This window comes from Delftia sp. WSY_12, assembly GCF_043104645.1.
GTDB classification, from domain to species: domain Bacteria; phylum Pseudomonadota; class Gammaproteobacteria; order Burkholderiales; family Burkholderiaceae_C; genus Comamonas; species Comamonas tsuruhatensis.
The window spans coordinates 61,874-85,994 of record NZ_JBICKW010000003.1; the positions used below are offsets into that span (position 1 = coordinate 61,874).

The 24,121-nt window shown below is 65.0% G+C and carries 21 protein-coding genes; 1 reads left to right on the forward strand and 20 read right to left on the reverse strand.

The genetic code is table 11. The annotated features are described in order from the left end of the window. Positions 1-12: 12 nt before the first annotated feature. The 17 genes from ACF8LI_RS00570 to ACF8LI_RS00650 all read right to left on the reverse strand — a co-directional run bounded on the left by ACF8LI_RS00570 (position 13) and on the right by ACF8LI_RS00650 (position 20,256). Positions 13-843: an acyl-CoA thioesterase II gene (locus tag ACF8LI_RS00570; protein ID WP_016446427.1), complete on the reverse strand. Its 831-nt coding sequence runs from the start codon at positions 841-843 to the stop codon at positions 13-15. A gap of 37 nt (positions 844-880) precedes the next feature. Beyond that, entirely contained in the window at positions 881-1,783 is a 903-nt protein-coding gene (locus tag ACF8LI_RS00575; protein ID WP_016451807.1) for an alpha/beta fold hydrolase, read from the reverse strand. Positions 1,784-1,887: 104 nt separating this feature from the next. Further along, entirely contained in the window at positions 1,888-3,084 is a 1,197-nt protein-coding gene (locus tag ACF8LI_RS00580; RefSeq protein ID WP_017405913.1) for an acetyl-CoA C-acyltransferase, read from the reverse strand. Between the two features lie 168 nt (positions 3,085-3,252). After that, complete coding sequence (locus ACF8LI_RS00585) at positions 3,253-5,655, reverse strand: 3-hydroxyacyl-CoA dehydrogenase NAD-binding domain-containing protein (protein ID WP_392411650.1); 2,403 nt, start codon at positions 5,653-5,655, stop codon at positions 3,253-3,255. A 54-nt stretch (positions 5,656-5,709) separates the two neighbouring features. Then, positions 5,710-6,150 carry a DUF2147 domain-containing protein gene (locus ACF8LI_RS00590; RefSeq protein WP_016446431.1) on the reverse strand — a complete coding sequence of 147 codons (441 nt, stop codon included), beginning with the start codon at positions 6,148-6,150 and terminating at the stop codon, positions 5,710-5,712. Positions 6,151-6,230: 80 nt separating this feature from the next. Further along, entirely contained in the window at positions 6,231-8,036 is a 1,806-nt protein-coding gene (locus tag ACF8LI_RS00595) for an acyl-CoA dehydrogenase C-terminal domain-containing protein (protein ID WP_017405915.1), read from the reverse strand. A 62-nt stretch (positions 8,037-8,098) separates the two neighbouring features. After that, the gene (locus tag ACF8LI_RS00600; RefSeq protein ID WP_047217715.1) at positions 8,099-8,806 is read right to left on the reverse strand and encodes a TetR/AcrR family transcriptional regulator; all 708 of its coding nucleotides are present in this window, start codon (positions 8,804-8,806) and stop codon (positions 8,099-8,101) included. A gap of 149 nt (positions 8,807-8,955) precedes the next feature. After that, a complete protein-coding gene (locus ACF8LI_RS00605) occupies positions 8,956-9,498 on the reverse strand; it encodes a hypothetical protein (RefSeq protein WP_392411653.1) in 543 nt (180 codons plus the stop codon). Further along, positions 9,495-10,595, reverse strand: coding sequence for a hypothetical protein (locus ACF8LI_RS00610; RefSeq protein ID WP_392411655.1), 1,101 nt, complete (start codon positions 10,593-10,595; stop codon positions 9,495-9,497). Before ACF8LI_RS00610 ends, ACF8LI_RS00605 begins: the two co-directional genes overlap by 4 nt. Beyond that, complete coding sequence (locus ACF8LI_RS00615) at positions 10,595-11,296, reverse strand: hypothetical protein (RefSeq protein WP_016446436.1); 702 nt, start codon at positions 11,294-11,296, stop codon at positions 10,595-10,597. Before ACF8LI_RS00615 ends, ACF8LI_RS00610 begins: the two co-directional genes overlap by 1 nt. Beyond that, positions 11,274-12,215 (reverse strand): hypothetical protein, encoded by a 942-nt coding sequence (locus ACF8LI_RS00620; protein ID WP_392411657.1) that lies wholly within the window; start codon positions 12,213-12,215, stop codon positions 11,274-11,276. Before ACF8LI_RS00620 ends, ACF8LI_RS00615 begins: the two co-directional genes overlap by 23 nt. Next, entirely contained in the window at positions 12,212-16,768 is a 4,557-nt protein-coding gene (locus ACF8LI_RS00625; protein WP_392411659.1) for a tape measure protein, read from the reverse strand. Before ACF8LI_RS00625 ends, ACF8LI_RS00620 begins: the two co-directional genes overlap by 4 nt. A gap of 70 nt (positions 16,769-16,838) precedes the next feature. Further along, positions 16,839-17,129 (reverse strand): DUF1799 domain-containing protein, encoded by a 291-nt coding sequence (locus ACF8LI_RS00630; RefSeq protein WP_392411660.1) that lies wholly within the window; start codon positions 17,127-17,129, stop codon positions 16,839-16,841. Positions 17,130-17,158: 29 nt separating this feature from the next. Further along, positions 17,159-17,614, reverse strand: a complete 456-nt coding sequence (locus tag ACF8LI_RS00635) for a hypothetical protein (RefSeq protein ID WP_012203259.1) — start codon at positions 17,612-17,614, stop codon at positions 17,159-17,161. Positions 17,615-17,657: 43 nt separating this feature from the next. Beyond that, positions 17,658-18,584, reverse strand: coding sequence for a phage tail tube protein (locus ACF8LI_RS00640; RefSeq protein ID WP_047474647.1), 927 nt, complete (start codon positions 18,582-18,584; stop codon positions 17,658-17,660). A gap of 130 nt (positions 18,585-18,714) precedes the next feature. Next, complete coding sequence (locus ACF8LI_RS00645) at positions 18,715-19,200, reverse strand: hypothetical protein (RefSeq protein WP_017405922.1); 486 nt, start codon at positions 19,198-19,200, stop codon at positions 18,715-18,717. Positions 19,201-19,641: 441 nt separating this feature from the next. Then, complete coding sequence (locus ACF8LI_RS00650) at positions 19,642-20,256, reverse strand: S24 family peptidase (protein WP_026062523.1); 615 nt, start codon at positions 20,254-20,256, stop codon at positions 19,642-19,644. A 146-nt stretch (positions 20,257-20,402) separates the two neighbouring features. On the opposite strand from ACF8LI_RS00650, the gene ACF8LI_RS00655 reads away from it, so the two are divergent. After that, a complete protein-coding gene (locus ACF8LI_RS00655) occupies positions 20,403-20,915 on the forward strand; it encodes a Mor transcription activator family protein (protein ID WP_047217721.1) in 513 nt (170 codons plus the stop codon). A gap of 102 nt (positions 20,916-21,017) precedes the next feature. Here the strand turns inward: ACF8LI_RS00655 and slmA are convergent, their stop codons facing one another. The 3 genes from slmA to ACF8LI_RS00670 all read right to left on the reverse strand — a co-directional run bounded on the left by slmA (position 21,018) and on the right by ACF8LI_RS00670 (position 24,040). Then, positions 21,018-21,713 (reverse strand): nucleoid occlusion factor SlmA, encoded by a 696-nt coding sequence (slmA, locus tag ACF8LI_RS00660; protein WP_012203254.1) that lies wholly within the window; start codon positions 21,711-21,713, stop codon positions 21,018-21,020. Between the two features lie 82 nt (positions 21,714-21,795). Next, positions 21,796-23,283, reverse strand: coding sequence for a sensor histidine kinase (locus ACF8LI_RS00665; protein WP_016446444.1), 1,488 nt, complete (start codon positions 23,281-23,283; stop codon positions 21,796-21,798). A 37-nt stretch (positions 23,284-23,320) separates the two neighbouring features. Next, a complete protein-coding gene (locus ACF8LI_RS00670; RefSeq protein WP_016446445.1) occupies positions 23,321-24,040 on the reverse strand; it encodes a response regulator transcription factor in 720 nt (239 codons plus the stop codon). Between the last annotated feature and the right edge of the window lie 81 nt (positions 24,041-24,121).

A 24,121-nucleotide genomic window follows, 5' to 3' on the forward strand; every position in this document is an offset into this window, starting at 1 on the left:
GTCTTGCCTTGCTTATTCCTTGAAATACACGATCTGGTGGCTGCTCGCCAGCATCACGCCGGCCTCGCTCCACAGCTGGGCGCTCTGGTCGAAGAAGCCGTTGCGAAATTCCTGGCCGCGCGCCTGGGCCAGCAGGTGGCCCGTGCCTGCGGCAGCCAGTTCCTCGCGCCCCGCATGGAAGTAGACGGTGATGGACACCGTGCCCGCCGGGGTGCGCTGTGCGCGGCGCAGCCACACGCGCGGGAAGAATACGTCAGCCAGGCCGGCCAGCGCGCAAAAATCCAGTGCGCGCGGCGGCTCGTCGCGCACCCACAGGCGCGTGAGGCTGTCGGTCTCGCGGCCATCCCAGGTCTGGGGAATGATGCCGTCGAGAAAGCGCATGTCGTAGCGGTTGAGCCACTCCACGCCGCCCAGCGGCGGCACGCGCGGCACGGCGGCAGGCGACGGCACCTCGGGCATGGCCAGGTCGGTACCGCCCCAGGTGCTGCGCCGCACGGCCGTGACGGCCGTGGCCGTGGTGACGACCTGGGCATCGCCATCCTGGTCGGGCTGGGTGATGGTCAGCAGCCAGTGCTGGGTGGAGCGGTTGGTGCGAACGGGGCGGGCCTCGATGTCGAAGCGCCCCGCGCCCAGCGCGGCCGCGTAGTTGACGGTGATGGACAGCGGATCGCCCAGGCACAGCGGATGCTGCTGGATGGCCCGCACCAGCGCGGCAGCGGTGATGCCGCCGTACGGGCCCACCATGTTCCAGTAGTCCTGCGTGGTCTGGCCCTGGTAGTGGCCCACGGCGCCGGTGGGCGTGAGCGCCACGGCCTGGTCGAGAGGATGGATGTCTGTGCTCATGGCAAACGAGTGTGATGGCAAGCGGCGCCCGCGTCCGTCAAGCCGGCGACTCTGCGGGTGAGGGAAAGCGCGGGTGGGCCGCGGCGGCCGGCGCCTTGGTCCAGCCCGAGAACACGTCCACGGCCCGGCCCCAGAGCGCGTCGCGCATATCGGCGCGGAAGAAGCCGAAATGCCCTATGCGCCGCAACTGCAGGGCCTTGGGTTCGATGCGCTCGATGCGGCTGGGGGCATTGGCGTAGAGCGCGAACAGGTGCTCGGTGCCGCGCCAGGTCATGAGTTCGTCGTCGCTCATGGACAGCGCCATCACCGGAAAGCGCACGGCGGCGTAGCTGCGCGCGGCGGCCTCGCCCTCGGCACCCACGCTGTAGCGCGGATTCAGGCACCAGCGGCGCCACTGCAGCATGACGCCGGCCGGCAGGTCGCCCACCTTGCGCAGGCGCCGGCCCGGAAAGTAGCCGCACAGGCGCGTGGCCACGGGCACCAGCACATGCCAGAAATAGGGAACCATGCGCTTGAGGCGGGGCGCATTGTCGCGCCAGTAGCCGCTGCCGGCCGCAATGCTCAAAAGGCCGTCCACCAGCTGCGGGGAGCGCAGCAGGCCCGGCAGCTGGGCGCCCAGGCTGTGGCCGATCAGGAACAGCGGCTGGTCCGGCAACTGCGCCTTGGCATGGGCGATGACTGCCTCGTAGTCGCGCGCCCAGTCGCACAGGTCGGCACGCACCTGGCGCAAAGAGCCTTGCAGGGAATCGCCATGGCCCCGGTAGTCAAAGCTGGTCACCCGATAGCCCTGGCCCGCAAGCCAGGTGGCAAAGGCCTCGTAGAAGGCCTGGCGCACGCCCATGGCCCCGCCGATGACCACGCTGGCGCGCGGCGGGCCAGCGGGCGTGTAGACGCGCAGCGCCAGCGTGGCGCCGTCGCTGCTGAGTTGGTGTTGTTCCATGGCTGTCTCCTGGTCGGTGCCGTTTCTGTGCCGGCTCGCATGGATGGGAAAAAATGGGATGAGCGAAAAAGACAAAGCCCCGCGAACGGGGCCTTGAGCAACGGTCAGACCCGCTCGAAGATGCCGGCGGCGCCCTGGCCCATTCCGACGCACATCGTCACCATGCCGTAGCGCAATTGCTTGCGGCGCAGCGCATGCACCACGGTGGCCGAGCGGATGGCGCCTGTGGCACCCAGCGGGTGGCCCAGGGCAATCGCGCCGCCCATGGGATTGACCTTGGCGGGGTCCAGGCCCAGCGTGTTGACCACGGCCAGCGACTGGGCGGCAAAGGCTTCGTTGAGTTCGAACCAGTCGATGTCGTCCTGCTTGAGACCCGCATAGCGCAGCGCGGCCGGGATGGCTTCGATGGGGCCGATGCCCATGATGGCCGGCGGCACGCCCTTGCTGGCATAGCTCACGAAGCGCGCCAGCGGCGTGAGGCCGAAGCGCTGCACGGCGGCGCCGCTGGCCAGGATCAGCGCGCCTGCGCCATCGCTGGTCTGCGAGCTGTTGCCGGCCGTCACCGAGCCGCGCGCCGCGAACACGGTGCGCAGCTTGCCCAGGCCTTCGAGGCTGGTGTCGGGGCGTGCGCCCTCGTCCAGCTCCACGGTGCGCGTGCGCACCACGGGCTCGCCCTTGGCCAGGTCCAGGCTCCGGTCAGTGACCTCGATGGGCGTGATCTCGTCCTTGAACTCACCGGCCTGCTGCGCGGCCAGGGCACGGCGGTGCGACTCCAGCGCAAAGGCGTCCTGCGCATCGCGCGAGACCTTCCACTGCTGGGCCACCTTCTCGGCCGTCAGGCCCATGCCGTAGGCAATGCCCACGTCGCCATCACGCTCGAAGATGGACGGCGACAGCGAGGGCGCGTTGCCCATCATGGGCACCATGCTCATGCTCTCGACGCCGGCCGCGATCATCACGTCGGCCTCGCCCACGCGGATGCGGTCCGCCGCCATGGCCACGGCCGACAGGCCCGAGGCGCAGAAGCGGTTCACGGTGATGCCACCCACGCTGGTGGGCAGGCCCGCCAGCACGGCGCTGATGCGCGCCACGTTCAGGCCCTGCTGGGCCTCGGGGATGGCGCAGCCGCAGATGATGTCCTCGATGGCAGCCGGGTCCAGCCCCGGCACCTGGGCCAGCGCGGCCTTCAGCGTGGTCGCCAGCAGGTCGTCGGGACGGTAGTTGCGGAAAAAGCCCTTGTGCGACTTGCCGATGGGCGTGCGCGTGGCGGCGACGATGTAGGCGTCTTGGATTTGTTTCATGGAGATTGCTCCTCGATCTCAGTTATTCATCACCCCCGCAGCCCCCGAAAAGGGCGCGCCCCAGACAACTGGCGTGCTCCAGACCAGGGACAGCGAGCAAGGGCCGCCCCGCCGCGAGGCTGTCGTCCCCCTGGGGGGGAAGGCGCGAAGCGACTCAGGGGGGACATATCAATTCCGGACGGGCTTGCCGGTGTTCAGCATTCCGAGAATGCGTTCATGGGTCTTCGGATGGCCGATCAGGTGGCAGAACGCCTTGCGTTCGAGCTTCATCAGATAGGCCTCGTCCACCAGGGTGCCCGCATCCACGTCGCCGCCGCAGACCACGTTGGCGATCAGGCTGGCCACATGCTGGTCGAACTCGCTGATGAAGCCGCCGTCACGCATGTTGACCAGCGAGCCCTTGATGGTGGCCACGCCGCTGCGTCCCGCCACGGGGAAGCTGCGCGGCAGCGGCGCGCGCCAGCCGCCTGCGGCCATGGACTTGGCCTCGTTGATGGCGACGAAGAGCAGCTCGTCCTTGTGCGGCACGATGAGGTCGCTGTCCAGCAGGTAGCCCAGCTTGCGCGACTCGATGGCACTGGTGCCCACCTTGGCCATGGCCGCGGCCGTGAAGCCTTCGGTCAGGAAGGGCAGCAGGTCCTTGCCCGTGCTGGTGGCGGCGTTCTCTGCCGCGCGGCGCGCGATGTAGGTCAGGCCGCCCGCGCCGGGCACCAGGCCCACGCCGACTTCCACCAGGCCGATGTAGCTTTCCATGTGCGCCACGCGGCGTGCGCTGTAGACGGCCAGCTCGCAGCCGCCGCCCAGCGCCATGCCATGGATGGCCGCAACCACGGGCACCTGGGCGTAGCGGATGCGCAGCATGAGGTTTTGCAGCTCCTGCTCCACGCTTTCGATGGCGTCGGCGCCGCCGATCACGAAGGCCGGCATGGTGGCTTCCAGGTCGGCGCCCACGCTGAACGGCGCATCGCCCGACCAGATGACCATGCCCTGGAAGTCGGTCTCGGCCACGTCCACGGCCTCCATCAGCGCTTCCATGACTTCGGGGCTGATGGCGTGCATCTTGTTCTTGATGCTGGCGATCAGAATCTGGCCGTCCAGCGTCCAGGTGCGCAGCGCCTTGGATTCGGCGATCGTGGTACCTGCCGTCTTCCAGTCGGGCAGGCTGTCTTCGCCCAGCAGCTTCTCGGGGAAGATCTGGCGCTCGTAGACGGGCAGCACGCGGCGGGGCACGAACTGGCCCAGTGCGGGGCTCCACGAGCCCTGCGCCGTGTGCACGCCGCCGGCCTCGGCCACCGGGCCTTCGAAGACCCACTTGGGCAGGGGCGCCTTGCTCAATGCCTTGCCGGCATCGATGTCCTCCTGGACCATCTTCGCCACTTCCAGCCAGCCGGCTTCCTGCCACAGCTCGAACGGGCCCTGCTTCATGCCGAAGCCCCAGCGCATGGCCTGGTCCACGTCGCGGGCGGACTCGGCAATGCTCTCCAGGTGGATGGCCGCGTAGTGGAAGCTGTTGCGCAGGATGGCCCACAGGAAGCGGCCCTGCGCCCCCTCGGCATTGCGCAGCAGCTTCAGGCGCTCGGCAGCGGGCTTCTTGAGCATGCGGCCATAGACCTCGTCGGCCTTGCCGCCTGCGGGCACGTAGTCCTCGCTGTCCAGCTCGAACTGCAGGATGTCGCGGCCGACCTTCTTGTAGAAGCCCTTCTTCGCCTTCTGGCCCAGGTTGCCCAACTCGATCAGCTTGGCCAGCACGGGCGGCGTGCCGAAGCTGGCGTAGAAGGGATCGGTCTCGGCGCTGAGGTTGTCCTGCAGCGTCTTGATCACATGGGCCATGGTGTCCAGGCCCACCACGTCGGCCGTTCGGAAGGTGCCGCTGGATGCTCGGCCCAGCTTCTTGCCGGTGAGGTCATCGACCACGTCGAAGGTCAGGCCGAAGTTCTCGACCTCCTTCATCGTGGCCAGCATGCCGGCGATGCCGATGCGGTTGGCGATGAAGTTGGGCGTGTCCTTGGCGCGCACCACGCCCTTGCCCAGGCCGCTGGTGACGAAGGCTTCGAGCTGGTCCAGCACCACGGGCTGCGTGGTCGGCGTGGCGATCAGCTCCACCAGCGGCATGTAGCGCGGCGGGTTGAAGAAGTGGATGCCGCAAAAGCGCGGCTTGATCGCGTCGGGCAGCGCCTCGGACAGCTTGGTGATGGACAGGCCCGAGGTGTTGGACGCCACGATGGCGTGCTTGGCCACATGGGGCGCGATCTTGGTGTACAGGTCGAGCTTCCAGTCCATGCGCTCGGCAATGGCCTCGATGATCAGGTCACAGCCCTTGAGCAGCTTGAGGTGCTCCTCGTAGTTGGCGGGCTGGATCAGGTCCGCGTCCTCGGCCACGCCGATGGGCGACGGCTTGAGCTTCTTGAGGTTGGCGATGGCGCGCTCGGCGATGCCGCTTTTCGGGCCTTCCTTGGCAGGCAGGTCGAACAGCACCACGGGCACCTTGACATTGACCAGATGGGCCGCGATCTGCGCACCCATCACGCCAGCGCCGAGCACGGCGACTTTCTTCACATTGAATCGGGACATGGATGTTCCACAAGTGGGAGGGAGGTGGCCGCTGCGGCCGCCTTCCGGAATGGTTTACTGCACGCGCACCCAGGTCTGGGTGCGGCCAAAGGGGCCGATGGAGCCGCGCACCTCGAGCTTGGCGCCGCCCTCGATGGGCGTCAGGCGCAGGGTGTAGGTCTTGCCGTTTTCGGGGTCGAGGATCTTGCCGCCTTCCCAGACGTCCTTGCCCTCGGCCTTCTTGGCGCCGCGGATGATCTCCAGCCCCTTGAGCGGCTGGCCCTTGCGGTCGTCAGAACACTCGGTGCAGGTGGCGGCCGGATCGGCGCCCTTGCGCAGGATCTGCTCGATGCGGCCCGTGACCACGCCGTCGTTCTCGGCCACGCGGATCTCGGACTTGGCTTCGCCGCTCTTGTCGTCCACGCTCTTCCACAGGCCCACGGGCGTCATCTGCGCCTGCGCCGCGACGGCCGTGAGGCCCAGCACCATTGCTGCCAGTGCTTGATATGCCTTCATTTCAAACCCCTTTCGCCTAGAAAGGCGCACAGGCCACGCTGATGCGCACAGCCCGTGCTCCCATATTGGAGTGAAGCCGTTCAGGCCAGCGCCGCGTCCGTGTCCATCAGGGACTTGCTGCCCGCGCGGGCCGTGCGCATCAGCGTCGCGGTCTCGGGGAACAGCTTGGCGAAGTAGAAACGCGCGGTCTGCAGCTTGGCCTGGTAGAACGGGTCGGTGTTGCCCTTGGCGATTTCACGCAGCGCCACCTGGGCCATGCGGGCGAAGAAGTAGCCGAACACCAGGTGGCCCGCCACACGCAGGTAGTCCACAGAGGCGGCGCCCACCTCGTCGGGGTTTTGCATGCCCTTGAAGCCGATCTCGGTGGTGAACTTGGTCATCTGGTCGCCCAGGTAGGCGATGGGATTGATGAACTCGGCCATCTTCTCGTTGACGCCCTCTTCCTCCACCAGTTGCGCCACCAGCTTGCCGAACTTCTTGAGCGATGCGCCCTGGTTGCCCAGCACCTTGCGGCCCAGCAGGTCCAGCGCCTGGATGCCGTTCGTGCCTTCATAGATCATGTTGATGCGCGCATCGCGCACGAACTGCTCCATGCCCCACTCGGTGATGAAGCCATGGCCGCCATAGACCTGCTGGCTCATGGTGGTGGCCGTCCAGCCGTTGTCGGTGATGAAGGCCTTGACGATGGGCGTCAGCAGCGCCACCAGCTCGGCGCTGTCCTTGCGCACCTTTTCGTCGGGGTGGTTGAACTCCTTGTCGATCAGGAAGGCGCAGTAGGTCACCAGCGCGCGGCCGCCTTCGGCATAGGCCTTGGCCGTCAGTAGCATGCGGCGCACGTCGGGGTGGACGATGATGGGATCGGCCGGCTTGTCCTTGGCCTTGGTGCCCGACAGGCTGCGCATCTGCAGGCGGTCCTTGGCATAGGCCAGGGCGTTCTGGTAGGCCACCTCGGTCAGGCCCAGCGACTGGTTGCCCACGCCCAGGCGGGCGGCATTCATCATCACGAACATGGCCTGCAGGCCCTTGTTCGGCTGGCCCACCAGGGTGCCGATGGCGCCGTCGATATTGATCTGAGCCGTGGCATTGCCATGGATGCCCATCTTGTGCTCCAGCGCACCGCAGAAGATGGGGTTGCGCTCGCCCAGCGAGCCATCGGCCTTGACCACGAACTTGGGCACCACGAACAGGCTGATGCCCTTGGAGCCCGGGGGCGCATCGGGCAGGCGGGCCAGCACCAGATGGACGATGTTCTCTGTGAAATCGTGCTCGCCAGCGCTGATGAAGATCTTGTTGCCGGTGATTTTGTAGGTGCCCTCGGGCGCGCCGGCCACGGGCTCGGCCTTGGTGCGCAGCAGTCCCAGGTCGGTGCCGCAATGGGGCTCGGTCAGGCACATGGTGCCGGTCCACTCGCCGCTGGTCAGCTTGGGCAGGTACAGCTTCTTTTGCTCTTCCGTGCCATGCACATGCAGGGCCTCGTAGGCGCCGTGCGACAGCCCGGGGTACATGGTCCAGGCCTGGTTGGCGCTGTTGAGCATCTCGTACAGCGCCGAGTTCACCGCAAAGGGCAGGCCCTGGCCGCCATAGGCCGTGTCGCAGGACAGCGAAGGCCAGCCGCCTTCCACGTACTTCTGGTAGGCCTCCTTGAAGCCCTTGGGCGTGGTGACCTCGTGGGTTTCCTTGTTCAGCACGCAGCCCTCGGCATCGCCGCTGATGTTCAGCGGAAACGTCACATTGGCCGCGAACTTGCCCGCCTCTTCCAGCACGGCGTTGATGGTGTCGGCATCGACCTCGGCATGCGCCGTCATCTGCCGGTAGTCATCCGTGACCTTGAACACCTCGTGCATGAGGAATTGCATGTCGCGCAGGGGCGGGTTGTAGCTGGGCATTTGTCTTCTCCTGTGTTGGCGGGGTTTGCAGTGGATGCGGTGAAAACGGTGAAACTGAAAAATCAGGTCGGGCTGGCGTAGCGCGCCAGAATGCTCTCGAAGCCGTCGATGGCGCGCTGCATGGAGCCTTCGTTGCGCAGGAAGCGCGCCTCGTAATGCAGGGCCAGGATCAGGCCGTGGATCTCGAACAGCAGCTGGTTCTCGTCCAGGTCGGCACGCAGGTCGCCGCATTCGCGGCACTGCACGATGGTGCGGCGCATGGCTGCGTGCCAGGTCTGCACCGAAGCCGTCAGCGCATCGCGCACCGGCCCCGTGCGGTCGTCGAACTCCACGGCGCCGCTGATATAGATGCAGCCCGAGTCCAGCTCGATCGAAGTGCGCTTCATCCAGTTGTCGAACAGCGCCCGCAGACGCGCCACGCCGCGCGGCGCCTGAAGCGCGGGAAAGAACACTTCCTGCTCGAAACGGTCGTGGTACTCATGCACCACGGAAATCTGCAGCTCCTCGCGCGAGCCAAAATGCGCGAACACGCCCGACTTGCTCATGCCCGTCAGCTCGGCCAGAGCGCCTATGGACAGGCCCTCAAGGCCGATGTGCGTGGCCAGGTTGAGGGCAGCCTCCACAATGGTGGCCTTGGTCTGCTGACCCTTGTGCAGCGCGCGGCGCGGCGCCGGTGCGGCAGCTTCGTGCACGGAAGAGCCGGCCTTGGGATCGGCATTGGAGTTGGCCGGAGAGCGGGCGGTGCGGCGTGGGGCGGAAACGCTGGACATGCGAAATTCTTGTTAAAACGAACGTTCGTGCTATTTTGCATGGAAAGCTTGTCGCGGCGAAGACATGCGGGGGAAAACACCTAGCTTGTGGGCAGGCGCAAAAAAGCCGGCAGGTGCCGGCTTGGTTGGTTGTCACGCCTCAGACCAAGTCATGCCTCCACGGCAAATACCTTGATGCCCTTGAAGCGCATGTGGCGTTCGGGAGGAAGGTCGGAATTGACCATGGCTTCGGTCACTTCCCAGACCCGACTGTCTTCGAAGTGGACAGAGAAACGGATGAAGCCCTTGGCCATGGAGGCCAGCACCACGCGCTCGCGGCCATCGCGCGACCGGATGGGCAGCCGGAAGCTGTCGTCCAGCGTCAGCACCTGATCGCCGGCCCGCAGTTCGGCAGAGAAGGTCAGCGTAGCACCCACCGGCACCGTCGCATCGGTGAAGTCGGGAGTATGTACAAAGTCCTCCTTGTCGGCCGCGATGCCGGTGATGACGATCTCCGGCATCGCGGGTTCGGGCACCGGCTCGGGCGGGGCCTCATAAGGCAGTTCGACCCAGGCCAGGCCCGTGAAGTTGCTGCGCGGACGGCCCGGTGCGTCGTGGGTCTGCATGTTGTCAGGCGGCAGCGTGGTCGTGCGCTCGCTGGGCGACGTGGCCATGCCCACATACCAACCCCACAGGTCATATTCGTAATTCATGCGGCCCCCTGTTCGTAGTAGAACTCACGGTCGTTGTCGACGTCGGATAGCAGTCCCATGCCTTGGGTCCCGAGAAACAAGCCCTTACCAGGCTCCAGGGCAAAGATGGGGGTTGTCACATCGACTACCCCTGTTCGAGGGACGAATGCTGGGGGGAACAACCGCCAGTTCGCCCCAGCGTCGTATGAGGCCACAAGGCGTAAGCGGCTCGCATTGGCGTTGTCGAGCGTCACGGCCCGCGCATAGATCACGCCGTCCAGCACGATGGCGCTTGTGAGACTCTGGACTTCCTCGCCATCCAGCAGGGGCAGCAGGTGGGTGCGCAGCTCGAAGTTGTGGCCATCTTCGGAGGTTGCTGTCCACAGCCGTTTCCCGGTGGCACCGCACAGCACGAACTTTGTGCCGACAACGACGCCCTGATTGAGTGCGCCCGCTGCTGCTGACACCGTATTGCGCAGCGCGGCATAGCTTGTGGAACTGATGAACGACGCGCCAGAGTCAGACACTGCTGCGTAGAGCCAGATAGCGTTCCCTGGAGACAGCGCCAGATAGGCCGACCCGTTGAAAAGGAAAGTCGTCCATGCGTCTCCCGAAGGCATGGGGGTGGAAAGCCAGGTATCTGTCCCGGCGACGGACCTGTAGCAGTAGGAAAAGCTGTTGGAGGTCTGCTGTCCAAAAAAGAACCCACCCGCACGGCTGATCGCGGCCACGGCTTGAGCGCCAGCGGGCGCCGTGAACGACACATCATTCGTGCTCGCGCGCAGGCCGTATTGCGATCCCTCGACATAGCTGACGACGATGGTGCCGTTGTGCTGTGCCAAGCCCTGGATCGTCCCGGTCGTCACAAACCGGGACGTGATGGTGCGCAGGTCCGGTGTCGTGTAGAGCGTCGTGGCAGTGGCGATGGCATACACGCGGCCGTTCCACACTGCCCGATTCGGAACCCACAACGGAAGAGCCGGCAGGAAGCCCTGATGAGCCTTGAACATATTTTCCACGCGCACGCTGGCGCCAGGCAGCTTGCGCTCCTCGCCGCTCCAGATGCGCCGGCGCATGAGCGCAGCCGGTTGGCCATACAAGGTATTGAACGAAAGCATCAGATCCACCCCAGGGTTGCGGTTTGTGTAAAGGTCCGGTCGGCGAAGCGCGAATCCAGCACCAGGTCGTCCTCGATGCCGGAGAACTTGCCGCCGTTGCGGCGCAGCACGGGCGTCAGGGCGTTGGAGCGGTTGGTGACGCGCAACTGGTCCTGAGGCGCGGCGCCTGCAGGCATCAGGCACACGCACAGGGGATGCGTGACCAGATAGTGCATGCCGACGATGAGCTGGTGCGGCCCAGCTGAGGTCAGATCCTGCTGCGGCATCGACATGGGGGAGCCTGACAGCCGCCAGCCGGCAGGGTCCTGTGCGGGGTCAATGGCGCTGGCTGAGAGCCCCACTTGTACACGCCGATAGGTCAGCAGCGAGATAGGCGACCAGACTGCATCGCCCTGGGCATAGTTGCCCGGCTCCCAGCGCTGCGCCCCGGCGACCAAGGCGGCGTTCTGTGCGCTAGTGGCCGAAGCTGCGGCGGCAGCCTGGGCGGCGTTCTTATTGGCTTCAACTGTCTGCAGGGCCTGGACTAGTTCCGCAAGAAAGGTCTTCAGCCAACCGGCCAGACCCGCTGTCCAGCTTCTGAAGCCGGAAAGCCAATTCAGGTAGACATCAGTCTTGACGTCGAATACATCCTGCGGGTCGGTTCGTCGGTTGGGTATCGACACTCCTTCATCCGGTGGATCAGGTGGTTGCGTGAAGTTCATCGTCTTCCAGTCCTTCAATGGTTAGGTTGCAATCGGAGAAGCCATGGGCCACCAGTACCTGGTCGAAGCCCGTGATGTAGCCATAGGTGGTGAGCACGCTGTAGCCTCGCGCACCTATCCATACGACCGGCCTGGCGCGGTACGCCAAGATTTCGTTGCGCACGCGCTCGTACTGCGTGCCGTGAACGAGTACCTGCAGCTTCAGGCGATCGCTGTATGCGCCGGGCTCGGCTACCCAGCCCCCCCAGTCGTCGCGCTTCTTGAGGCTCCAGTCGTCAAAACTGATGGAGGGTCGCCACTGTGTGTTGCCCAGCCACACGGCACGACCGATGACTGCCTCCGCACAGCGCGCCTTAGCCCCACGGTTGCTGATGCGAATCGTTATGGTGGCCTGGGTGTATGCCGGCAGACCCGTAAGGGAGAACTTGCGTTCGCGAGCGATGGGGGCGAAGAAATAGTTCCAGTGGGAGTTGCCCGACGGCTTGAGCATGAGTTGCGCGCCACTGTCGAATACGTCGCCATCAACGGGATCGCGCATCAGCACTTGGACCGTGTGAGCCTGAATACCCAGCAGCTCGATATCCGTCACGATGCAGCCTGGCTTGATCTGCACCTCAATCAGGTCGTCAGCCTCCGTGTAGGAACCCAGACTTGCATCGAACATGCGCAAGCGGTTTTCCACACCGCGCCGTTGCCATTTCCCTTCGGACGTTGCTGGAGCATTGCCCGTATTGCCTGCGACCAGGGATCGCCAAATGAGTCCTGTGACGTCAATGATCTCGTCACCCAGGGCATACGTCTTGTTGACCATCCAGGGCGCCAGTTCACTGGGTGCAACGTTTGTTGTCATATTGGAAAGCGTGACGGCGATGGGAGGCAGAAAGCCCATGCCTTTCGTGAATGCGCCATTCGTGCTCATGCTGCGACCCTCCGCTTGATACCCAACGCATCGGCCTTGCGTGCCAAGCCCTCCATGCTGTGCAACAGCACAATCTGCTGACGGCCTATGTCAAAGATCAACTGATGCAATGCCTGGATCTGCCTGGATGTTTCACCGCCCCCCATTCCGGCGAACAGTTGCTGGGTTCTCTGTGCGCTGTAGATGCGCGATGGGCCGGTGAATTCCAGCTCAGGCCCCAATTCGCCGACCATGCGCACGCCTCCGGCGTGATCTCCACCTCGCGCGAATCGGGGGATTCCCATCTGGTCTAGAACAGCATTCACGTCGCCCAGCGCATAGCCTCCCAGATTCGCGATATCTTTTGCCGTCCCGCCAGCCGCCTTGATATCTCGCACCAAGCCTGCGACATCCCCAGTCCCCTCGTACCTGCGATAGGTCTCAGCGATGCGCTTTGCCCGATCAGCGCCTGAACCATCTCCACCGCCAGGGCCGAAGCCGCTTTCGCTCTTGCCGTCAGCCCCGTCCAGATCGCCTGCGCTGCCATGGCCTACACTCTCCTTGAGCAGTGCCGCGCGGAATTCCGCCCATGCGAGATCGGACGACAGCAGCCGCGTGTCGATGCCACGCGCTATGTCCAGCGCCTCCTTCTCGGTCTTGAGCAGCCGGTCCAACGCATCGACCTGGCTTTTTTCCTGCTCCAGAATCAATTCATCGGCAGACAGCTGCTCGCCCGCCGCGTCATGCAGCACTTCGAGCTTGTTGGCCAGGATCAACTGCGCGGCCTCATAGTCCAGGCGCGAGCGGAAGTTGCCCGAGGAAATACCGCCGCGCGCAGCCGAGACGGCCTCGCCGATGTCAGCCGATTCGGGCAGATAGCCCGTGCGCCGGTACGCAGCCAGTGCCTGGTCAATGACCTCGTTGGCTCTGGCCAAGGCCATGGCCTGGGTGCTCTCGATCTGGCCGCGCAGTTCGACGACATGCCCGCGCAAGGTGTCCATGAGGGCGCGCTCGGTATCCACGCGCTCCTGCGCGACATCGATGCGTGCCTGTATGGCCGAGCGCTCCGCATCGACGGAACGCTGCAGCAGGCTCCACGCCGCATCCGTATCGGCCTCGTTCTTCTTCGCCTCCTGCGCCTGCTCCTCCTGCTTGCGCTTGGTTTCCTCCGCCTGTTTGGCCGAAGCCGCCGCAGCATCCTCGGACGTCTTGGTAACGGCCTTGAACGTGTCGTTGAGCTTGAGCAGCTCGGCAGCGGTCTCGGCCGAAGACTTGCCGGTGCCGCCGATATTGCCGATCAGCTTATCCATACCGGCAGTGAAGTCGGCCAGCGACGTGCTGGTGTTTGCCAGGTTCTCGAGATCAGCCGCGAGTTTCCCGATATCGCCCGAACCTTCTCCCAGGGTGGAGCTGGCCCAGTCCTTGAAGGCACCATTCTTGGCCATGTCCTTGAGGCCTTGCGTGCCCTGGACCTTGGAGATGGCGTCCTTCAATACCTTGGCATTTGCCTCCTCGGAGTTGGCTGCCTTGAGCTTGTCCTCCACCAGCTTGCGGAACCGGGCCTGGGCGTCGTCGGCATCCAGGTCGATGTCCACGCCCAAGTCCTTGAGCTTGCTGCCCATCTCGCGCTTGGCGATGGTCTTGCGCTCATCCTCGCTGTAGAAGTTCTGGTAGAAGCTGCCGGCGTTGGCGTTCAGCGCCTCGATGCCGCCCGAAGCCTTGATCAGGGACTCGAAGGCCAGGTCGGTAAGGTCGGCAAAGCCCGTGATCTTCTTGCCCAGTTCCTCGAAGGAGCGGCCGACCAGGTCGATGGTCTGGAAGGCTGCCTGCAACGCCTCGACATTGGGCGCTTCGCCCAGCGAGTCCAGCGTGGTGCGCATCCAGCTGGGCAGATCCGCCTTCTTGAGTTCGGACACCAGGAGGGAACCGGTCTGGCCCAGGAAGGCCTTGTAGGCCTCTTCCGGGTTGTTGCCCAGCGAGCGGTTCTCGAAGCCGGCCAGAATCACGCCGGTCGTCTTGTCGATGATCTTGGCGTAGCCGTAGGCGTCCTCGTCGCTGTACCGGCCGTTGACGGCAAAGCCGCCGACCAGGTCGATGCCGCGCGCGCTACCCGTCGCGTATTTGCTGAGGGACCCATAGACCGAGGCCAGGCCGTCCAGGCTGGTCTTGAGCTGCTTTTCGACGGCAGCGCTGTGGCGCTGCGTCAGGTCGTCATACCAGTCTCCGGCCGCACGGCCGAACAGCTGTTCGGCTGCCTTGTCGTTGCCGACGCCAGCGGTGCTGTAGGCGGCGCCGCCGTGGTTGGGGCCGCGGGAGCCGAAGCCTCCAAACAGGGAGCTGATGGCAATCGCACCCAGCACAAATGGGCTTGCCGCCCCCATCAAGGTTCCGAGCCCCCCCAGAAGGTTGCCTGCCCCAAGTGCCGTGATTCCTGCATCCAGCGTCCCCAGAATGCCCGCCTCACCAAAGATGCCAGCTACGCCTGCGTTCAGGCCCATGCCAAAGGTACCGCCACCGAGCCCCAGCACTCCGGAAGCGCTGCCGGCCTGACTCAGAAAACCTCCACCATTGGCAGCGCCAGATCCGCCCACCCCGAGATTGGCTGTTACGTTACCAAGCATGCCTCGTACCTGTGCAAGCACAGGCACGATAAATGGCCGCGCAAACGCCTTGTACATTTCATCGGCAACCGAAGCCTTGAACGTTGCGCTCAGGTTCTTCGTGAACGTGCGCCAGCCCTCGGTACCGTTGGCCAGCATGTCTGTGAAGCCCTTGCGGAACATCTCGTCCATCTGGTCGACCGACGCCTGGGTCTCCTTTACGCGGGTGCGCTCGGCGACATTCGCCTTGGCCTGATTGGCTGTGGCCGTGGCCTCTTCCCTCAGCCGCCGGGCCTCTTCGGGGTCGGCCCTGTTCCTGGCGTTGATCTCCGCCAGCTTGATCTGCAAATCAAGTTCGATCTTTCGCTGCTCGATCGCAATCGTGCGGTCGCGCTGCGACATGGCAGCGAGCGACTGCTCAAACTGCACTTCATCGTTGGCCACCTGCACGTTTTTCGCGTACTCAGCCACCATGCGCGCAGACTCGTTGTAGCCTTTGACCTTGGCCTGATCACGAATGGCCTTGGCCTCTTCCAACAATGCCTGGGTCGCCCTTCCGGAAAGGTCGATGCCTTGCATCACCATGGCTTGAGCCTCCAGCTGGCTGGCGGCTTCTTCCACTCGTTTTTGACGTAACTCTTCGAGAGCCGCTCCCGTCAGTCCGATTTCCTCGGTTTCACGCTGCGCCAGTCGAATGTTCTCCTGAATGGCGCGGGCTTTGCTCTCATGGGTCTCTATCAGCTTTTCGAGATCGGCGGCGGCCTTAGCAAAATCCAAGGATTCAAGGTCTTGACCAGAAGATTTACCTGCCCCCTGGGATGGCCGCAAAATCGTGGCCTTGCCCACCGGAGCAGCCTTGACCCTAGGAGGTTCTTCCCACGTACGGGGGATCACTTCGGAAGGGGTAGCAGGGCCCGCAAAAGGCGGATTGATGAATCCCCGGCCACCGCCTGTGTCACGTCTGCCTTCCAGTGCCAGTTGCTCCTGCTGCGCCTGCTTGAGTTTGGCAACGTACTTCAGCAAATCGAAGTACGAACTGCGCAGATAGATGTTTTCCGAGGTGGCTGCGCCTCTGGCCTGCAGCGCCTCCAGTTCAGCAGCGGCCTTTGGCAGCTCCTTGGCAAGGTAGGCGGCCCTTTCCCCGTTGGACTGGAAGGCCATGCTGACGTAGTTGAGCCCTACCGCCCGCCCCATCAGGATGGCCAAGCCCTGGTTGACCTGACCGAAGAATCCGGACCCATTGTCCCGTGCCCTGGACATCGCCTCGGAAACGGCATTCATGTCATAAGCGATGCCATTCATGCCGACGGAGATCACCCGGTTCACACCAGAATCACCGACCGCCGCCTTGAACTTGCCCCAGGCATTTTCCATGCGCGTGGCCCCGGCACCCACCCGGTCCGCTGTGCGCTCGGCGCTATTGCCCAAGGTTTGCTGCAGAGCGACGGCAAAGCGCGGCAGGAAGTCATCGGCAAGCACCTGTTCTGCCTGCAGCATCGCCGTGAAACGATCCTTCGTCACGCCGAGTGCCTGGGCCCCGATCTGTGCCGATGCAGGAATGCGGGTCAGCTTCTCGTTGAAATCGGCAACGCTGATCGCACCTCGTCCCATCAGATCAAGCACGCCGGCAAGTGAAGCGCTGCTCTGTTCCGCCGACAAATGCATGGCCACGTTGGCTTTGGCTATGCCAGTGAACAGGGCTCGCACAGGCTCCCCCTCGAGTGCCGTGCCACGCGCCTTGGTGAGAAAGTCGGCATAGGCTTGGCCCGTGGATTCCAGCTGGAGGCCAAGCCGGTCCGCAAGCGCCGTGACATAGGCCATTTCCTGCGCACCCTTGCCACCTGTAGCCAGGTCAAGACGCGCGCGCAGACTCTCCGCAGCTGCACCAGCCTGCTGAAGCTGTCCAGCGAGTGTTTTCAGATCTGCAATGGTCTGCAATGTGGCAGGACCAATGCTTGTGACGGCTGTACTCATGCTGATCTCTGTTCGGTATGCTTGACCGCTTGTGTTTGTCTTGAAAGGCCGGAGCCGAGGCCCCTATGCCTCAGCCCCGGTTGAGCTGGCGCAGCGCCTGCGCCTCCAGTACCTGCAATTGCGCGAAGACCTCGCCGCGCTGCGCGGCGGGCACCGCGTAGCGGCGCATCACGATCTCGACCCCGCCGTAATCCAGCCCGTCCCAGTGCCACTGGCCCCAGGGCGTGGCCGTCCTGCGCCACTGGGTGGAGCAGCCGAGGTACACGCTCCAGGCCATCGCATGCTCCGGCCACAGTTCGTAGTCCTCGGGGTGCTGCCGTTGCAGATCGCCGGGCACCATCCGGTCGGGGTCGATCCCCATCTGCGCGCACTGGGCACGCAGCTCGTCGTCTACGAGATAGCGGTCTGCGCCGTCGAGGCCGAGGTGATGCCGGACAGCGCCACGGAGTTTTTTGTGGCGGCATCCCGCTGGTGCACGTTGAGTCCGTCGAACCAGGCTACGGCCATGGCCTGCTCCAGTCCCGGGTAGGCCTCCTCGGCCGCCAAGCGTTCGTCGCGGCTGTAGGGCACGGGTGTTCCTTCGTCGCCCAGCATCCCCTCCCAGCCCACAACCACTTCGTCGAGCAGTTCAGGGATGGTCATGCGCCGTACCTCCTGCGAGCCATCGGGCTGCGTGGCGGGCTTGCCGACGACGATGAGTTCATTGATCTCGTCGCGCCGCGCCTTGCCCAGGCGCTTGAACACAACGGCAAAGTGATGGGCTCCGAACCTGCCCTCATCGACGGGCAGGTACAGCGTTGCGGGAACGGAGATGGTGGGCTTGAGCCCGGAAATCTTGACGGCCATGGTGATCCTTGGATGCGTAGTTGTCGGGCAGGGAGGTACGGCGTCAGATCTCGATGGACCACTCGTCGTTGCCCGCGTCGGAGGGAATGAACGACAGGGGGATCGTGATCATCTGCACGCCATCGCTGTCGCTGTAGGTCGGCTTGCCGATCTGGGCGCGCGCGCTCTTGAAACTGACGGTGTTGGTGGCGCCCGGTCCATGCTTGAGCGTGACGGGCACGATGGCGCTGGCGCGCGCCAGGCCGATCCAGTCCTTGGTGGCCACGCTGGTGTTCTCGAAGGTGACGCTGCCCGTGGACTTGCGGTCCGTGATTTCCACGGTGTCCACGTTCATCAGGTCTCGCTTGACCACCTGGTTGCCGCACTTGAAGCTGAAGGCGCTGCAGGCCACCGCCAGGCCATCGAGGGTCAGTTGGGTGTTGGTCTTGTTGACGCCCAGAGGAGCGACGAAGTCGCTGTAGTCCACAGCCGGCAGGGCCTCATCCACGGCGGGGACAAAGGAGCCCGTGAACTCGAACTTCCACTTGGGAATGGCCTTGGCATCGGTGCTGAACTCCACCTCGCCGCGTGCACCATGCATCTTGTAGAGGGTGCCGTCCACGTTGCCGTAGATGGTCACGCTCTGGATGCCGTCGGTCACGGGAGAGAAGACTGTCTTCACGCCAGTCTCGGTGCTGGCGCTGGCGGCGCACGCACGCAACAGGTCGGTCACGCCGGGACGCTCACCCGCTGCGGCCACACCCGCGAATTCCACGGAGAACGACACCTTCTGGTATTCGGTGACCAGGGTGCTGCCGCTGGAGCCGAAGAAGGGACGGATGTTGTTGCGCTCGACCACGTCGCCCTCGATGGGGGTCAGGGTCACGTCGCTGACCAGCATGGCATTGGCCGCCAGCGGTACGACGGCCGTGCCGACAACGGTTTCAACCAGGGCCAGGAGGGCCATCTTGCGCATGATCTTTGCTGCCATTTGGAAAATCCTTTGAAGAGATGAAGAGATGTTTCGCGACCTTGGGCGTCGTTCTCCAGCGCCGCGGGCCACAGGGGTTGCGGGAAAGTTGCGAGGTGTCCGGTCTAGGCCCGGTTCGGTGGTGTGCAGGTCACAGGTAGCTCCAGGTTCTGAGTTGCAGGACAACGGAGTGGCAACGCACTCCCGCGAAATCCACCGGCTCGGCACGCATGACCTGCACGCCATCGGTGCTGTCGTCGCTGCCTGCCAGGGGACCGGGCTGGCACACGCCACCCAGGGTCGGATCGGCTCGCACCAGGGCGCGGAACTGCTCGACCAGGTCGTCCAGCAGCAACTCGCTGGCCTGGGCGTCGGCGATGGCCAGGTAGCCATGCAGCGTCCATTGGTGCACGCTTACCGTGCGGGCCGTGCTGCTGCCGTGCTCGACCGTGCTGCTTCTGCGCAGCCACCAGCCGCGGACATGGGCCGTGCCTGCTGCAGGCGGCGTGTACGTGAACAGGGCGGCCAGCTCGGCATCGCTGGCGGCATGGCGTTCGCGGTCCTGCACAACGCCGATCTGCGGCACCGAGGCCAGGACGGACACGATGGCGTTGCGATGCTGGGCCAGTGCATTCATGGGCGCAGCACCGGAAAGGCCGCTGCCACGCTCGCCGCAGCCTCGGCCACGATGGGCCGCAGATGAGCGGCAAAGAGCAGGAACAGTTGTGCGATGGCGTACATGGGTCACTCCGTTGGGGGACGCAGAAAAAGATGCGTCGTTGCGATGGAGTGACTGTGCCGAGGCAGGCAAAAATGAATAAGGCCTGCATATGCAGGCCCGGTTTCAGCGTCCACAGGCGCGCGCCTTCTCAGGCGCAGCGGACCTGGATGCCAGGCACATGTGCCTTGGCCCGGCACATCCCAACGGCCAGGCAAGCGCAAACGTCCTGCCGCTCCGGCAGGCACGGATGCACGAAAGAGGAGGACGAGAAAGGCTGGGAGAAGACGGAAGCGCGCAGGCTGGCCTCAGGCCTGCGGCAAAGTCTCTGGAGCGATGCCGGGCGGCGCGGCCCGGGGGCTAGAGTTCTCCGCCGTGCCAGAGGACCCGGCCGCAGATGCGCAGCCGGTTGGCCGCTTCGCCTTCCAGAACCTGGGGCGGATAGGCGGGGTTGTAGCTGACGATGCGCACACCGCCCGTGCTGAAGTCGCGCTCCAGCAGCTTGACGTAGTTCTCACCCTCCAGCTCGATCACATAGACACCATCCTGGGTCAGCGTATCGACCGAGGTGTTGACCAGCAGGATGTCGCCGTCGTTGATGCGGTCCGCCATGGATCTTCCACGGGCACGCACGATCTTGGCGTTGTGCCTGCCCAGTCCCTTGGACTGCAGCCAGGACGAACGGAAGGCGAAGCGGCCTATCACCTCGTCGGGGCCATTGACGGCCCCATGCCCTGCGCTGACGTGCGCATCGAGCATCTCGATCTGTGTGAACTCGTCTTCGGCCGCCCCACCATGCCGAGCGACAGGCTTCGCCGCGCCCGTGCCGTTGAAATACTCCAGCGGCCGGCCCGCTCGCTGCGAGGCCCGCAGCAGTTGCCGTGCTGGCACTTCCCCGCGCTTGCGCCATGTCCGCACCGTTTCAGGCTGAACCTCCATGCCGGCCATCCAGTCGGGTCCCAAGGCTTCAGCCATGCGCGCCAGTACCTCATCAACGTTGGATGTAAGCGCATCAGTCACAGGTTTTGCAGGCATGGCGAATCTTGACAGTGGTTCGTTATGGACCAAGAATATGGTTCAAATTGAACCGTTTCCTTTTGAACCAAGAGCGTACAGCCAAAATGCATTCCGAACACCATCCGGCACCTGTCTCCCAGGGCTTTCGGCCTGCTGCCCTGCCCCCCACCATCGGCATACCCACGCCCGCAGCAGCTGCCATTGACCCGCGCCATGGCACTTGCAGTGATCTGCTCCCGCCCCTGCTGCAGGACTTCGAGCGCCTGATCGGACTGCAGCCCACGATGGCCTTGGTGCAGCGCTGGGGTGGGCTGCGCATCTACGTTCCCACGCCGGACAAGGTCACACCCGAGCATCCCTATGCGGCCACCATAGGCGTGAAAGCCTTGCTCCAGCTCGCCCGTGAGTATGGAGGCCTGCCCCACTTCCAGCTGCCCAGGGCAGCGCGCGCACTGCAGGCATTACGCAACCAGCGTATCGCCGCAGACTACGCCACGGACAAGACGGCCCGGCAACTGGCTGCCGAGCATGGTATTACGGAAGGCCAGGTGGGGCGCATCGTTGCGGCGCTGGGCGTGACAGCACCGGCCAGGCGACGGCGCAATCTTGCCGGCTGAGCACTGCCACCGCGAAGAAGCAAGGCCCTGGTCGCAAAAAAGCCACCGGCGCAAGCGGGTGGCTTTGCTGCAGAGCGGACCCTGGGGTCCGCTGGGCCGTGTTCAGACCATCAAGGCCAGGCTGGCTTCCAGATGCTCGGTCGGCAGGCGGCGGAAACCCGAGCGTGCGTAGCGCTGCAGGCGGCCCAGCGCGAACGACGTCAGCACGCTGGCGGCGACCTGGGCATCGACCGTCGGGGCGGAGGAGCCCAGCGCACCGGCGGCGGGGCGCAGGCACTGGCGCAGCGTGGATTCGATGCGGTCGAAGAACTGGTTCATGCGGGCCTGCAGGCGCTCGTGCTCGAAGACGATGGCATCGCCCACCATGACGCGCACCATGCCGGGGTTGCGCTCGCCGAACTGCAGCACCAGCGAGATCACGCGGCTGGCCTGGCGCATGCCATCCACTGCGGGCCGCTCTTCCTCCGGCACATCCCGCCCGACGATCTGCTGCACCAGCGTGAAGACGGATTGCTCGATGAACTCGATCAGGCCTTCGAACATCTGTGCCTTGCTGGCGAAGTGGCGGTACAGGGCCGCCTCGCTGACGCCCAGGTGAGCGGCCAGCGCTGCCGTGGTGATGCGTTCTGCGCCGGGCTTTTCCAGCATGGCCGCAAGCGCCTGCAGGATCTGCTCGCGCCGCTCCCCGGGTTTGGGGCGTTTGCGCGCAGGCGTGGGGGCGGAAGCGGAGGCGGCTTCGTCGGAAACGACATCAGCGCCAGGAGCGGATAAAGGCGACAGGACTTCAGACTCGGACATAAGCAGATCAACTATTTGTAAGTAATTCTCTCACAGCCCTCGGCGGCAACTCCGCACAAAGCTGTCCCCATGAGCGCAACCGTCAGGATCGCGTCCCTGTTGGCTGCGCTGCTACTGTTTCCGAGAGCACGGCCGGCATTTGCAATGGAAGCTCCAAGCGTACCAGCAGGCCCTTGTCCTGCGCGCCGGCGCCAAAGGCAAGAGTGCCCTGGTGCAACAGGGCTATTTCATCGGCAATCGCCAATCCCAGCCCCGTTCCATCGCCGGACGCACCCTGGGCGCGGTAAAAGCGCTGCGTGATCTGCGAGCGCTCAGCCTCGGGCACGCCGGGGCCATCGTCCTCGATCTCCAGGAAGGCCCACCCTGGCGGCTCATCCGCGGACTGCCCCGCGCCATGGTACATGCCGCAGCGCAGCGTGACGCTGCCGCCGGGCGGCGTGTACTTGATGGCGTTGTCCACGAGATTGGACACCAGTTCGCGCAGCAGCCAGCTGTGGCCCCAGACACTGGCCGGAGCAACGTCAAGGCCGAAGTCCAGCCCCTTGGCGCTGGCCTGGTCGAAGAACATTTCCAGCATGCTTTCACACAGGTCCTTGAGGTCCACCTGCTGCAGCGGCTGGACTTCGGCATTGCGGGCGTCGGCACGTGACAGCGCCAGCAGCTGGCGTGCCAGCTGCGAGGTACGCCGCGTGGCGTCGCGCAATTGCTCGATCTGCGTCACGCTGAGCACCACCTGGGCCTCGGTGCCCTTGCGCCTCGCTTCGGCCTGGGCAGCCTGCGCGCTCAGCGCCCAGGCCTCGACCTGGGCCTGCAAGGCCGCCAGAGGCGTGCGCAATTGATGGGCGGCATCGGCCACAAAGCGCCGCTGGCCTTCGGCCTGGGCGTTGACCAGTGCAAACAATCGGTTGAGCGAGCGCACCAGCGGGCGGACCTCGGCCGGCGAGCTGTGCTCCGAGATGGGACTGAGGTCGCGCGGCGAGCGCCGCTCCACAGCCTGGGTCAGGGTCAACAGCGGCCGGAAGGCCCGGCTGACCGACCAGTAGATGGCGATGCCAGCGCCCGCGATCAGCAACACGCTGGGCAGCAGCACATGCAGCAGCAACTGGCGCACCCATTGCTGGCGTACGTCGCCACCGTCGGCCAGCACGAGCACCATTTCACCGGCGCCATAGGTTTCGGCGCGCATGACGGCCACGCGGTAGGTCAGGCCGTCATGCTCCTGGCTGTGGAACTCGGCCAGCGGCGTGGAAGGCACATCGAAGCGGATCCAGGTGTCGCCGGCAACGACATGGCCCTGCAGGTCGCCCACGGCATATCCGACGTCGTTGCCGCGCTGGCGCAAGACTTCCTCGATGGCGGGCGTCAGCGCGACCAGCGGCGGCGTTCCCTCGGCAATCGACGGTGCCAGCACGGAGTCGGCCAGCGCGGGAAGCAGGCGCAAAAGGCGCTGGTCATGCTGGGTGGAGGCCTCGTCTGCCGAGCGGTAGCCGAACCAGCCGCCCATCAGCGCCAGCAGCGTCAGCGGCACCACCAGCAGCACCAGCAGGCGAAGTCGCAGATTGGCTGTCATGGGCGGTCAGCGCCTGGGGCCATGCGCCATGTCCGCATCAGGCAACGGTATGCGAGAGTTCCAGCCGATAGCCGAAGCCCCGGATGGAGCGCAGGGCCACGCCGTGCGGCTCCAGCTTGCTGCGCAGGCGAGAGACATAGACCTCGACCGCATTGGGCGTGATCTCTCGGTCCCAGCCCGTGAGCGCCTGCAGCAGCTTGTCCTTGCTGGCGGGCTTGGGCGCGTGGATCAGCAGGTATTCCAGCACGGTCCATTCGCGCGGGCCCAGGTCGATGGGCAGCAGCTTTCCCTCGCTCTCATCGTCTTGCGCAGGCTGGCGCGCGCCGGCGCGGCGGCCTGCCGTGTCCAGCTCGATGGGACCGAAGCTGAGGACGGCCGATGTGGCTGCCTGTGATCGGCGCAGCAACGCGCGCAGCCGGGCCAGCAGTTCAGGAAGCTCGAAGGGCTTGACCATGTAGTCGTCGGCGCCCTGGTCCAGGCCCTGCACGCGGTCCTGCAGCGCGTCGCGCGCCGTCAGAATCAGCACGGGCATGGCCGAGCTCTCCACCGCGCTGCTGCGCAGGCGGCGCGTGAGCTCCAGCCCGTCGATACCGGGCAGGCCGATGTCGATCACGGCCAGGTCGAAGGCTTCCTGGGCAAGCACCTCCAAGGCGCGCTCGGCACTGCCGACCCAGTCCACGGCATACCCCGCATCGGACAGCCCCAGCTTGATGCCGCTGGCCACCATCACATCGTCTTCCACAAGAAGCAAACGCATATCAAACCTAAAAAACAAAAGCCGCCCAAAGGCGGCTTGCAACAGACCGGCCCAGGCCGTCAGACCACGCCCGGGCCATGC

What these genes read in the sequence shown, in the direction of transcription:
- ACF8LI_RS00570 (WP_016446427.1), bottom strand. Translation starts at nt 843, where the DNA reads ATGAGCACAGACATCCATCCTCTCGACCAGGCCGTGGCGCTCACGCCC.
- ACF8LI_RS00575 (WP_016451807.1), bottom strand. Translation starts at nt 1,783, where the DNA reads ATGGAACAACACCAACTCAGCAGCGACGGCGCCACGCTGGCGCTGCGC.
- ACF8LI_RS00580 (WP_017405913.1), bottom strand. Translation starts at nt 3,084, where the DNA reads ATGAAACAAATCCAAGACGCCTACATCGTCGCCGCCACGCGCACGCCC.
- ACF8LI_RS00585 (WP_392411650.1), bottom strand. Translation starts at nt 5,655, where the DNA reads ATGTCCCGATTCAATGTGAAGAAAGTCGCCGTGCTCGGCGCTGGCGTG.
- ACF8LI_RS00590 (WP_016446431.1), bottom strand. Translation starts at nt 6,150, where the DNA reads ATGAAGGCATATCAAGCACTGGCAGCAATGGTGCTGGGCCTCACGGCC.
- ACF8LI_RS00595 (WP_017405915.1), bottom strand. Translation starts at nt 8,036, where the DNA reads ATGCCCAGCTACAACCCGCCCCTGCGCGACATGCAATTCCTCATGCAC.
- ACF8LI_RS00600 (WP_047217715.1), bottom strand. Translation starts at nt 8,806, where the DNA reads ATGTCCAGCGTTTCCGCCCCACGCCGCACCGCCCGCTCTCCGGCCAAC.
- ACF8LI_RS00605 (WP_392411653.1), bottom strand. Translation starts at nt 9,498, where the DNA reads ATGAATTACGAATATGACCTGTGGGGTTGGTATGTGGGCATGGCCACG.
- ACF8LI_RS00610 (WP_392411655.1), bottom strand. Translation starts at nt 10,595, where the DNA reads ATGCTTTCGTTCAATACCTTGTATGGCCAACCGGCTGCGCTCATGCGC.
- ACF8LI_RS00615 (WP_016446436.1), bottom strand. Translation starts at nt 11,296, where the DNA reads ATGAACTTCACGCAACCACCTGATCCACCGGATGAAGGAGTGTCGATA.
- ACF8LI_RS00620 (WP_392411657.1), bottom strand. Translation starts at nt 12,215, where the DNA reads ATGAGCACGAATGGCGCATTCACGAAAGGCATGGGCTTTCTGCCTCCC.
- ACF8LI_RS00625 (WP_392411659.1), bottom strand. Translation starts at nt 16,768, where the DNA reads ATGAGTACAGCCGTCACAAGCATTGGTCCTGCCACATTGCAGACCATT.
- ACF8LI_RS00630 (WP_392411660.1), bottom strand. Translation starts at nt 17,129, where the DNA reads ATGGGGATCGACCCCGACCGGATGGTGCCCGGCGATCTGCAACGGCAG.
- ACF8LI_RS00635 (WP_012203259.1), bottom strand. Translation starts at nt 17,614, where the DNA reads ATGGCCGTCAAGATTTCCGGGCTCAAGCCCACCATCTCCGTTCCCGCA.
- ACF8LI_RS00640 (WP_047474647.1), bottom strand. Translation starts at nt 18,584, where the DNA reads ATGGCAGCAAAGATCATGCGCAAGATGGCCCTCCTGGCCCTGGTTGAA.
- ACF8LI_RS00645 (WP_017405922.1), bottom strand. Translation starts at nt 19,200, where the DNA reads ATGAATGCACTGGCCCAGCATCGCAACGCCATCGTGTCCGTCCTGGCC.
- ACF8LI_RS00650 (WP_026062523.1), bottom strand. Translation starts at nt 20,256, where the DNA reads ATGGCTGAAGCCTTGGGACCCGACTGGATGGCCGGCATGGAGGTTCAG.
- ACF8LI_RS00655 (WP_047217721.1), top strand. Translation starts at nt 20,403, where the DNA reads ATGCATTCCGAACACCATCCGGCACCTGTCTCCCAGGGCTTTCGGCCT.
- slmA (WP_012203254.1), bottom strand. Translation starts at nt 21,713, where the DNA reads ATGTCCGAGTCTGAAGTCCTGTCGCCTTTATCCGCTCCTGGCGCTGAT.
- ACF8LI_RS00665 (WP_016446444.1), bottom strand. Translation starts at nt 23,283, where the DNA reads ATGACAGCCAATCTGCGACTTCGCCTGCTGGTGCTGCTGGTGGTGCCG.
- ACF8LI_RS00670 (WP_016446445.1), bottom strand. Translation starts at nt 24,040, where the DNA reads ATGCGTTTGCTTCTTGTGGAAGACGATGTGATGGTGGCCAGCGGCATC.